Below are 10544 nucleotides of genomic sequence, written 5' to 3'. Positions count from 1 at the left end.
TCTCCTCATGTGGGACGGCGGCGGGAGACCGGAGTCTCCCGCCGCCGGACCGTGTCTCGTCAGGCCAGCGCCGAGGTGATCTCGTCGGCGGCCGGCACGTGGGTGCTCTCGAACAGCGCGGTCAGCGCGGTCGTGGCCATGACCCGCACGCCCATCGCGATCGCCCGCTCGTCGATGTCGAACGTGCCCTGGTGGATGTCGTAGGTGACGCCGCTCTCCGGGGACCGGGTGCCGAGCCGGGCGAAGGCGCCCGGGATCGACTCGAGGTACCAAGCGAAGTCCTCGCCGCCGAGCGACTGGTGGGTGGACACCACGGCGCCCGCGCCCAGGGCGCGCTCGGCGGCCTCGGAGAGCATCTGCACGCAGCCCTCGTCGTTGACCACCGGGGGCACGCCGCGGGTGTATTCCATCGTGGCCTCGATGCCGTACGCGCCCGCGACCGACTCCAGCAGCGTCTTGATCAGGTCAGGGGCGGCGTGCCAGGCGTCCTCGTCGAGGCAGCGGACCGTGCCCTCGGCCACGCCGCCGTCGGGGATCGCGTTGGCGGCCGTGCCGGCCTCGACGCGGCCCCAGACGAGGCTGAGCGAGGAGCGCGGGTCGATCCGGCGCGACAGCGCGGCGGGCAGCTCGGTGAGCACCTTGGCCAGCGCGAAGACCAGGTCGGCCGTGAGGTGCGGGCGGGCGGTGTGGCCGCCCGGGCCGGACACCCGGATGACGACCTTGTCGCAGGCGGAGGTGATCGGGCCGCTCTTGAGACCGAGCTGGCCGACGTCGACGCGAGGGTCGCAGTGGAGGCCGAAGATGCGGTCGACGCCGCTGATGCCGCCCTGGGCCATGACCTCGAGCGCGCCGCCGGGAAGCTCCTCGGCGGGCTGGAAGATCAGCCGCACCCGGCCGGGCAGCAGCCCCGCGGCGGCCTGCTGGGCGAGGAAGAGCGAGGCGCCGAGCAGGATCGTGGTGTGCACGTCGTGGCCGCACGCGTGGCAGGCGCCGGGGACGGTCGAACGGTAGGAGACGCCCTTCTCGTCCTGCAGGGGCAGCGCGTCGATGTCGGCGCGCAGCGCGATGGTGGGGCCGTCGCCGCTTCCCACGTCGCAGATGAGGCCCGTGCCGCGCGGGAGCACCGTCGGGGTCAGCCCGGCGGCCACGAGCCGCTCCGCGACCCGCTGGGTCGTGCGGTATTCGGCGAAGGCCAGCTCAGGATGCATGTGCAGGTCGCGGCGGAACGCCACGAGATCCTGCTCGGTCTCCACCAGGAACGCGTCGAGTTCCCCTCGAAGCTCACGCCCCTGCATCAGTCACCATCCCGTCCCGTGCCGTGCGCCGTCGACTACCCGGAAATCACACGGCCAATAGCGCCGTATCTAGTACTTGTCCCAACTGTGGTCGGCTGTTCGATCGGAGCAGCCGTCCGGCGAATCGAGATTGCCGCACACCCGGAGGTCTTCGGGGATCGTCAGCGCGGGGCACGACTCTCGGTCGCCTGTTGAGGACAACCGCCACAGCCCGGATCACAGCGGTCGGCCGTGGAACCTGGCGATGCTCCGACTTTATCCCTCTCACGAGGCTTCGCGCTGACGACTACACCAAAAGTTAGCCGACGGCATGCCCGTAACCATGGACGGTCACGGAGAGTGACAGGTCAACTGACCTGAAAATAGTCACAAGGGATCACTAGATCATGACCCGCGGCCGCCACTCCCAAACGTGGTGACCGATTCCGAATCGCGTCACCTTCAGCCATGGCGATAACACTACCGCGCTGGCTGCATTTGGGAGAATTGCGTGTTTCACTCGCTATATGATCACTAACATCCCGTTCGGGGAGAAGTATGCCGGGTTGAGCATCTTCGAGCCGGGCCAGGGCACCCTGGTGGTCGTACCTTCGCTCTCCCTGCCGCAGGATGAGCTCCGCCGCATCACGGGCGCGCGATGCTACGAGGAGCGTCTGCTCTTCTTGTTGCTGACGCTGCGCGAGCCCGGGGTCGACGTGATCTACCTGTCGTCCGCGCCGATCGATCCGGCCATCGTCGACTACTACTTGGGATTCCTGCCCGATCCGGAGGAAGCCGCCAAGCGGCTCACGCTGATCAGCCTCGACACCCCGGACGCGCAGCCCCTCACCCGGACGTTACTCTCCCGTCCCGATGTCCTGGAGCGGCTGCGCGCCGCGATCGACGGCGACGCCTGGCTGGTCCCCTTCGTGCTGAGCGAGCTGGAGGAACGGCTCGCCTCGCTACTCAGCGTTCCCCTCTACGGCCCGGCCACGTCGCTGGCCTACTACGGCTCCAAGAGCGGCTCCCGGGAGATCGGCACCGAGGCGGGCGTGCCGATGGCCCGCGGCTTCCGCGACCTCTACACGCTCGCCGAGATCGAGGACGCGATCGAGTCGCTGCCGGGCGAGCGTCTGATCGTCAAGCTGAACGACGCCTACTCCGGCCTCGGCAACGCCATCGTGCCCAGGGGCGACCTGCGGGGCACGAGCTTCGCGGCCGAGGGCGAGACCTGGGCCACCTTCGCCGCCAAGGTGCGCGAGCGCGGCGCGGTCGTCGAGGAGTTCATCGAGCACCGCCCGCTCTACCACCCGAGCGCGCTGGCCCGCATCTCCCCCGGCGGCGACTACGAGGTGGTCGCCACCCACGACCAGGTGCTCGGCGGCCCGAACAACCACGTCTACCAGGGCTGCATGTTCCCGGCCGCGCCGGAGTACCGCTCCGAGGTCGGCGATTGCGCCGGGCGCATAGCCGGAGCGCTGGCGGCCAAAGGCGTGATCGGCCTGTTCGGCATGGACTTCTTCGCCATGAAGACCGACGCCGGCTACGCGGCGCTGCTGTGCGAGATCAACCTGCGTATCGGCGGCACCACCCACCCGTACGGGGCCGCGCTGCTGACGACCGGGGCCACGTACGACCCCGGCACCGGGCTGCTGATGGCCGAGGGCCGGCCCAAGTACTACACGGCCACGGACAACTGCGCGGCCGACTGCCTGCGCGGGCGCACCCCCGGGCAGGTGCTGCGCCAGGCCGAGCGGCTCGGACTCGGCTTCGACCACGACAGCCGCACCGGCAACGTCTTCCACCTGCTCGGCGCCATCCCCGAGCACGGCAAGCTCGGCTTCACCTCGATCGCCGACTCCCGCGAGCAGGCGGACGAGCTGCACCGCCGGACCCGCCGCGCCCTCTGTGGCTGATTCCGCACCGATTCTGTGCATTAATAAACGAAGTCACGTATGGGCTGGAGGGGCGCTCCGGTGAATCCGTACTTCGTCATCAAAGACCCGCGCAGCCGCGCCGGTCTGCGTCTGAGCGCGTCCGCCACGTCCCAGGAGCGGCTGGCCTTCCTCAACGAGGCGAGCAGCCGCATCGGCAGCACGCTCGACCTCCAGCAGACGTGCCGCGAGCTGATGGACGTCGCGATCCCCCGGCTGGCCGACACCGGCGGCGTCATGGTGCAGGAGCGGCTCATCACCGAAGGCGAGTTCCCGGCCCGCGCGAAGGACGGCTCGGCCCTGGTAAGACGCGTGTCCACGGCGGTGGCGACGCACAACCCGTGGGAGTGGGACGACGCGTTCCCGGTCGACGAGGTCTGCGTCTATCCCCCGTACCTGCCGCAGGGGCAGGCCATGGCCACGGGCGAGACCGTGCTCGTGCCCAGGCTGGACCGCACCGTCGGCGAGGAGAACGCACAGGCGTTCCAGCGGCCGATCATCGCCAGGCTGCTGCCCGGGAGCTCCTTCCTCGTGGCGCCGCTGCTCGCCAGGGGCAACGTGCTCGGGTTCCTGGTGCTGCTGCGCCGCGACTGCAGCGAACCCTTCCAGGAGTCGGACGTCCCGCTGGCCGAGGAACTGGCCGCGCGGACCGCGATCTGCATCGACAACGCCCGGCTCTACGAGCGCGAGCGGCGCACCGCGCTCATGCTGCAGCGCTCCCTCCTGCCGACCGGCCTGCAGCGGTCCCCCGGCCTGGAGATCGCCTACCGCTACCTGCCGGCGAGCGACCTGGCCGAGGTGGGCGGCGACTGGTTCGACGTGATCCCGGTGACCCCGGAGCGCACCGCGCTGGTGGTCGGCGACGTGATGGGCCACGGCATCCGCGCCGCGGCGACCATGGGCCAGCTCCGCACCGCCACCCAGACGCTGGCCAGCCTGGACCTCGACCCGTCCGAGCTGCTGTTCCGGCTCAACCACGTGGCCCAGCAGCTCAGCTCCGACCAGATCGCGACCTGCCTGTACGCGACGTACGACCGCACGTCCGGCAAGATCGCCATGGCCAGCGCGGGACACCTGCCGCCGGTGCTGGTGGAACCCGCCGGGCAGGCCGCGACGGTGCCCGTCGTCCCGGGCCTGCCGCTCGGCGTCGACGTCGAGACGTGGGAGACCTGCACCGTCGACCTGCCTCCGGGCGGCCTGCTCGCCCTCTACACCGACGGCCTGGTGGAGAGCAGGGAGCAGAGCATCGACCAGGGCCTGTCGGGCCTGTGCACGCTGCTCAGCGGTCCGCCCCGGGGGATCGAGCGGATCTGTGACCTGATCATCAACGCGCAGCGGCCGACGGACAAGCGCGACGACATCGCGCTACTGCTCGCCAAGGCCTCCTGATCGCCGCCCGCGCAGGCCGCGCCACCCGATGACGCCCAGCACGATCGCCAGCACGATGTTGACGGCGATCAGGATGCCGTGCACCACGTAGAAGCCGGTGTCGTGCCCGTCCTGGAGGTTGAATCCCAGGTTGATCCACTCAAAGATCATGAACGCGGCGAGCGCGATGAGGAATCCAGCGATCTTTCGTGACATGACCATCTCTCTAGCGTCTGAAGCGGATCTTCAGGGGATGTGTCGGCACATGAGCGACAACACGAAGCTACGCTGAGTTCGCGATGTGGATGAAACTGGTGCCAGTCACGGCACTCCTCGTGGCGGTGACCTTCACCGGGGCGGCCCAGGCGACCCCGGCCCAGACCCCGACCCCGCCGCCGCCGGTCGGCGGTGACCTGCTGGCCGGTCGTGGCCTGATCAAACCCGTCGGGTTCAAGGCGCCCCCGAAGACCAAGGCGACCGCGTACGTGATCGCCGACCACGAGACGGGGCAGGTGCTGGCGGCGAAGGACCCGCACGGCCGCTACCGCCCGGCCAGCACGCTCAAGATGCTCACCGCGGCCACGCTGATCCCCAAGCTCGACAAGACCCTCAAGGTCAGGCCGAGCCGCGACGCCGTCAACCAGGAGGGCAGCGCCGTCGGCCTGCAGACCAGGCCCATCTACACGGTGGACGACCTGTTCAAGGCCCTGATGATGTCGTCCGGCAACGACGCGGCGATGGCGCTGGCCGAGGCGAACGGCGGCCTCGACAAGACCATGCGCGACATGAACGACGAGGCCAAGCGGCTGCAGGCGAACGACACCGTGGCCAAGACGCCCAGCGGCCTGGACAAGCCCGGTCAGAGCAGCTCCGCCTACGACCTGGCGCTCATCGCCAGGTCCGGCCTGTCCGACAAGGACTTCCGGCGGTACGTGAGCACCAAGACGGCCAAGTTCCCCGCGCCGAAGAAGTGGTACGAGATCAGCAACCACAACAAGCTGCTCTGGCGCTACAAGGGCATGATCGGGGTCAAGAACGGCTGGACGACGAAGGCGCAGAGCACGTTCGTCGGCGCGGCCACCCGCGACGGCCACACGATCATCGTGTCGATCATGAAGCACGAGGGCTACTTCTGGGAAGAGGTTGCCGACCTGCTCGACTGGGGCTTCGCCGCCCGGGGCAAGGCGACGCCGGTCGGCCTGCTCGTCGACCCGCTGCCCGACGAGCCGGCCCAGCAGGCGGCGCCGGTCGCCACGTCCCACGCCACTCCGTCGCCCAGCCGGAAGCCGATGATGGACGCGGCCGCGTCCGAGCAGAACGCGAGCACGCGCACGATGGGTTCCGTGGTGATCGGCGGCGGGCTGCTGTTCGGGCTGGTCTGGCTCGGCTACGGCATCCGCCGCAGGCGCAGGAGGCTATGACGGCCCGGCCTGCTCCGGCGTGCCCGCCGAGGGCACGGGCGAGGGCGCGGGCGGCGGGGCGCCTCCGGCCGTGGCGGTCCACGCGGCCACGTACAGGATGAGCCGGGTGGAGAAGTTGATCCACAGCAGCAGGCCGACCATGACCGCGAACGCGCCGTAGATCGGGTTCGACAGCGTCCCGGCGAGCAGCAGCGAGGCGAGCTGCTTGAGCACGCCGAACCCGATCGCGCCGAGCAGCGCTCCCCGGGCGAGCACCCGGAACGGCTGGGCGAACCTGCCCACCCAGCCCAGCGCGATCATGAACAGCACCCAGTCGGCGGCGACGCTGCCCGCCAGGCCGACGAGCCCCGTCAGCACCGTCACCACCGGCGAGCTACCGCCGAACAGGAAGTTCGCCACCATCGTGGTGGCCTGCGTCGCCAGCCCGCCGACCAGCACCGACACGATGAGCGTCACGCCCAGCATGAGCAGCGACGCCAGGTCGCGCAGCTTGGCCCTGACGAACGAGAACGCCGGCGAGGTGGTCATGGAGATCTCGCGCAGCGCCCCGCGCAGCGCGTCCACCGCCCCGAGCCCCGCGTACAGCAATCCCAGGAGGCCGATGACGCCCGCGGTCGTCTTGGCGTCCTTGATCGCCGTCAGGTCGAGCTGCCCCGCCAGGCCGGGCAGCCGCTCGGTGATCGCCGTCTCCAGCGCCCCAGCCACCGTCGCGCTGACCGTCACCACATACCCCAGCAGCGCGAACGCCAGCGCGATCAGCGGGAAGAAGGACAGGAACGCGAAGTACGTCACCCCGCCCGCCAGCCGGTCACCGGACTGCGCCTGGTAGCGCTGGACGGTCTTGATGAGGTGGTCGACGGACGGCCTGCGCACGCGCCAGCCTTCCACCATCCGCCTGGCCCGGTTCTTGATGGACCGGATCCGCTCGGTCAGGCTCACGCTCACGCCCCAGACCTGCCCTGGAGGCGACGTCCGTATCCTTTCGGCGATCATTCCGCGCCGCAGGATTTCCGTTGAACGGGCCTCTCGGGGATCTGGCAAGCCTTTGGTGATCTTCGGCAGATTGAAAGCCGCACTGCGCCGCATGCGTGCGAGAGAGGCTCGAGTACCTGCCCCGACGTGCTGCTTCGCTCGTCGATGAGGACCTGGATCGCTGAGCTTCGGTGACGGCATGGCCTGCCTGCCCGTCTCCGCGCTGTGGACCACTCCGGCTTGACACGGGCCACAGGGCGGGAAACTGGAAGGGTGACCACCGAGAAGGGCTCTCCGCCGCCTATCAGCCCCTCCATCATCGTGCTGACGCTGGCGCGCCGGGTCGAGACCGAGCTCGGCGCCGCTCTCGCGCCGCTCGACCTCACCGTCACCCGGCTCGGGCTGCTCGGGCACATCGCCGCCGTGCCGGGCGTGTCGTTCAGCGACCTGGCGCGCATGTCGGGCACCGCCGTGCAGAGCGTGCACTCCGCGGTGAAGGCCCTGGTCGCCGCCGGCCTCGTGCGCGACAGCAACGCCCGCGCCGGCTCGGCGTCCACGATCGAGCTGACCCCCGAGGGGCGGCGGCTCCTGGCGGCGGCCGAGCAGGCCATCGGCGACGTCGACGACCTGCTGTTCGGGTCCTCGGCGGACCCGATCCAGCGGCAGCTCGCCGCCGCCATCCGCGCCGCCTTCGCCTCCTGACGCGCGTTATGCCGCTGGTCGATGGCGGGGTCCGTGCGGCGGTCGCGCTCGGCTGCGACGAGAGATGAGTCGGTACGCGCGAAGGTCGCCATGGAAATATTCGCTGCTGCCGGCGTCATCCGGGTGCACAAGCTCGGGCGCAGGCGGGTCGCTCGACTCGACCGCGCATCCATGACCAACTCCTGAACCTGCGGCAGTGCCCGATCCGCGTCGAGGTCCGCGAAGCAGACGGCACCGGTCGTCCATGCCCGGCGATGACACGCGCCTGGTGACGTATCTCTCGGCCGTGGGCGCAGGTTCACTTCCGGCCTCAGGACATCAACCGACTTCTGCTGCTCGTCCCCTGCCAGGAAACCCCGATCCCAACGCCTCTGGGCAGGGAGGGGCGTCAGCTCCTGGGAGGACGCCCGAGCTGTGGAGGCGCGAAGCGCCGGGGGCGCCCGGGTGGTTTGAGCCGGGGCGTCGCGGAGCGACCGGGGGTGAAGCGCCGGAGGCGCCCCGGGAAGAGCGGTGGGGTGCCGGCTAGGCGCCCGGGAGGAAGCCGACCCGGTCGCGGACTTCGGCCATGGTGCGCCGGGCCACCGCACGGGCGCGCTCCGCGCCCGAAGCCAGCATCCGGTCCAGCTCGGCCTCGTCGGCCAGCAGCTTCTCGGTGCGCTCGCGGATCGGGGTGAAGGCGTCGATGACCGCTTCGGCGACGTCCTTCTTGAAGGTCCCGTAACCCTGCCCGGCGTAGCGGGCCACCAGGTCGGGGATCGGCGTGCCGGTCAGCGCGGACTGGATGCGCAGCAGGTTGGAGATCCCCGGCTTGGCCTCCTCGTCGAAGCGGACCTCGGTCTCGGTGTCGGTAACGGCCCGCATGATCTTCTTGCGCAGCGGCCCCGGCTGCTCCAGGACGTCCAGGATGCCCGCGGGGCTGGAGGAGGACTTGGACATCTTGGCCGACGGGTCCTGCAGGTCGGTGATCTTCTCGACCTCTTTGAGAATGAACGGCTCGGGGATCGTGAAGGTGTCGCCGAAGCGGTGGTTGAAGCGCTGGCCGAGGTCGCGGGTGAGCTCCAGGTGCTGCTTCTGGTCGGCGCCGACGGGCACGCTGTTGGCCTGGTAGAGCAGGATGTCGGCGGCCTGCAGGATCGGGTAGGTGAACAGGCCGACGCTGGCCGCGCTCTCCCCGAACTTGGCCGACTTGTCCTTGAACTGGGTCATCCGCGCGGCCTCGCCCATGCCGGTCTGGCAGTTGAGTATCCAGGCCAGCTCGGAGTGCTCGCGGACGTGGGACTGCACGAACACGGTGGAGCGTTCCGGATCGAGCCCGGCGGCGAAGAGCTGGGCCGCGGCGACGCGGGTGCGGCGGCGCAGCGCGGCGGGCTCGGTGGGCACGGTGATCGCGTGCAGGTCCACCACGCAGTAGAAGGCGTCGTGGGTCTCCTGCAACGTGACCCATTGACGAACCGCACCCAGGTAGTTGCCCAGGTGGAAGGAGTCCGCGGTGGGCTGGATGCCGGAGAGAACACGAGGTCTGGCCATGACAGGTAATTGTGTCAGGTATCCGCTTCGGGCGGCGACTCCACGACAGGGCGGCGTTTCACCCGCACCTTGGCGATCCGGCGGCCGTCGAGCTCGATGACGGTCAGGTCGAAGCCGCTCGCCTCGACGACGTCGTTCACCTCGGGCACGCGCCCGAGCATCGCCATGACGAAGCCGGCCAGCGTCTCGTACGGGCCGTCGGGCAGGCGGATGCCGGTCTCGTCGGCGAAGTCGTTGAGGTTGGTGAGCCCGTCGATCTCCATCACTCCGGCGGGCAGGATCACGGACTGGTCCTCGACGTCGTACTCGTCCCTGATGTCGCCGATGAGCTCCTCGACCAGGTCCTCCATGGTGACGATGCCCGCCGTGCCGCCGTACTCGTCGATGACGATGCACATGTGCTGGCCCTCGTCGCGCATCTCGGAGAGCGTGTTGAGCAGCCGCTTGGACGCGGGCACGAACTTGGCCGGCCGGATCGGCACCAGCTCGCTGAGCGGCTCGGTGCGGCCGGTGAGCACGGGGTCGAGCAGGTCCCTGACGTGCACGAAGCCGATGACCTCGTCGTAGGACTCGCGGTAGACGGGGAAGCGCGAGTGGGGCAGCGCGGCGGCCAGCACCGCCGCCTCGGCCAGCGGCGTGTCGGCCTCCATGAACTCGACCTCGGTGCGCGGCAGCATGAGCTCGCGGAGCTGGCGCTTGCCGGCGGCGAACACCTCGGCGATCAGGTTGCGCTCGTCGGGGGTCAGCTCGGCGTGGCCGACGACCATGTCGCGCAGTTCCTCGGTGGTGACCTCCTCGCGGTCGGCCTGGGGGTTGCCGCCGAGCAGCCGGACGACGCCGTCGGTGGACTTGGACAGCGCCCAGATGACGGGCCGTGACAGGGCGGCGAGGCGGTCGAGGAACGGGGCGACGACCAGCGACAGCCCTTCGGCCCGCTGGAGCGCGAGTCGTTTGGGGGCGAGTTCTCCGAGCACGAGGGAGACGTACGAGATGGCCAGGGTGACGAGCACCAGGGCGAGCACGCCGGCGATGGCGACGGGCACGCCCCAGCGTTCGAGCAAGGGGCTGAGCTGCCCGCTGAGCCGGTCGGCGCCGAACGCGGCCGAGAGCATGGTGGCGACGGTGACGCCGATCTGCACGGCCGACAGGAAGCGGTTCGGGTCGCGGGCGAGCTTGGCCACGCGTTCGCCGCGGCGGCCCTGTTGGGAGAGCTTGCGGACCTGGCTCTCACGGAGCGAGACCATGGCTATCTCGGCGGCGGCGAAGAACCCGCCGATCAGGATGAACAGCAGGACCACGGCGATGTTGGCCGCGACGGTGTCAAACATGGTGGTTGGCAGCGTATA

Annotated in this window: 9 protein-coding genes; 4 read left to right on the top strand and 5 right to left on the bottom strand. The window is 69.9% G+C overall.

Translation table 11 applies throughout. From position 1 onward, the window contains the following. Nucleotides 1-59: 59 nt before the first annotated feature. Nucleotides 60-1295, bottom strand: coding sequence for a M20 family metallopeptidase (locus tag KME79_RS16750; protein ID WP_148036932.1), 1236 nt, complete (start codon nucleotides 1293-1295; stop codon nucleotides 60-62). A gap of 506 nt (nucleotides 1296-1801) precedes the next feature. Here KME79_RS16750 and KME79_RS16745 point away from each other — a divergent pair. Further along, entirely contained in the window at nucleotides 1802-3190 is a 1389-nt protein-coding gene (locus KME79_RS16745; protein ID WP_187281630.1) for a peptide ligase PGM1-related protein, read from the top strand. 60 nt (nucleotides 3191-3250) lie between these two features. Next, nucleotides 3251-4597, top strand: a complete 1347-nt coding sequence (locus tag KME79_RS16740) for a PP2C family protein-serine/threonine phosphatase (protein WP_219545195.1) — start codon at nucleotides 3251-3253, stop codon at nucleotides 4595-4597. Here the strand turns inward: KME79_RS16740 and KME79_RS16735 are convergent. After that, nucleotides 4574-4792: an SCO4848 family membrane protein gene (locus KME79_RS16735; RefSeq protein WP_246639936.1), complete on the bottom strand. Its 219-nt coding sequence runs from the start codon at nucleotides 4790-4792 to the stop codon at nucleotides 4574-4576. The two genes, KME79_RS16740 and KME79_RS16735, sit on opposite strands and share 24 nt — an antisense overlap. An 89-nt stretch (nucleotides 4793-4881) precedes the next feature. Between KME79_RS16735 and KME79_RS16730 the strand changes: the two genes are divergently transcribed. Next, a complete protein-coding gene (locus KME79_RS16730; RefSeq protein WP_246639935.1) occupies nucleotides 4882-5997 on the top strand; it encodes a D-alanyl-D-alanine carboxypeptidase family protein in 1116 nt (371 codons plus the stop codon). On the opposite strand, the gene KME79_RS16725 is transcribed toward KME79_RS16730, so the two are convergent. Further along, a complete protein-coding gene (locus tag KME79_RS16725) occupies nucleotides 5992-6942 on the bottom strand; it encodes a YihY/virulence factor BrkB family protein (protein ID WP_308248937.1) in 951 nt (316 codons plus the stop codon). The genes KME79_RS16730 and KME79_RS16725 overlap by 6 nt on opposite strands. Nucleotides 6943-7242: 300 nt before the next feature. Here KME79_RS16725 and KME79_RS16720 point away from each other — a divergent pair, with 300 nt between their 5' ends. Continuing rightward, a complete protein-coding gene (locus KME79_RS16720) occupies nucleotides 7243-7671 on the top strand; it encodes a MarR family winged helix-turn-helix transcriptional regulator (RefSeq protein ID WP_219545191.1) in 429 nt (142 codons plus the stop codon). Nucleotides 7672-8193: 522 nt separating this feature from the next. On the opposite strand, the gene trpS is transcribed toward KME79_RS16720, so the two are convergent. Both trpS and KME79_RS16710 read right to left on the bottom strand, forming a co-directional pair. Beyond that, a complete protein-coding gene (gene trpS / locus KME79_RS16715) occupies nucleotides 8194-9198 on the bottom strand; it encodes a tryptophan--tRNA ligase (protein WP_148036924.1) in 1005 nt (334 codons plus the stop codon). A 14-nt stretch (nucleotides 9199-9212) separates the two neighbouring features. Next, the gene (locus KME79_RS16710) at nucleotides 9213-10526 is read right to left on the bottom strand and encodes a hemolysin family protein (protein ID WP_148036923.1); all 1314 of its coding nucleotides are present in this window, start codon (nucleotides 10524-10526) and stop codon (nucleotides 9213-9215) included. Nucleotides 10527-10544: the final 18 nt, after the last annotated feature.

The sequence above is a fragment of the Nonomuraea harbinensis genome, from assembly GCF_019396385.1.
Lineage (GTDB): Bacteria > Actinomycetota > Actinomycetes > Streptosporangiales > Streptosporangiaceae > Nonomuraea > Nonomuraea ferruginea.
This window is presented reverse-complemented; position numbering and strand designations above follow the sequence as displayed.

What these genes read in the sequence shown, in the direction of transcription:
- KME79_RS16745 (WP_187281630.1), top strand. Translation starts at nt 1,802, where the DNA reads ATGATCACTAACATCCCGTTCGGGGAGAAGTATGCCGGGTTGAGCATC.
- KME79_RS16750 (WP_148036932.1), bottom strand. Translation starts at nt 1,295, where the DNA reads ATGCAGGGGCGTGAGCTTCGAGGGGAACTCGACGCGTTCCTGGTGGAG.
- KME79_RS16735 (WP_246639936.1), bottom strand. Translation starts at nt 4,792, where the DNA reads ATGTCACGAAAGATCGCTGGATTCCTCATCGCGCTCGCCGCGTTCATG.
- KME79_RS16710 (WP_148036923.1), bottom strand. Translation starts at nt 10,526, where the DNA reads ATGTTTGACACCGTCGCGGCCAACATCGCCGTGGTCCTGCTGTTCATC.
- trpS (WP_148036924.1), bottom strand. Translation starts at nt 9,198, where the DNA reads ATGGCCAGACCTCGTGTTCTCTCCGGCATCCAGCCCACCGCGGACTCC.
- KME79_RS16730 (WP_246639935.1), top strand. Translation starts at nt 4,882, where the DNA reads ATGAAACTGGTGCCAGTCACGGCACTCCTCGTGGCGGTGACCTTCACC.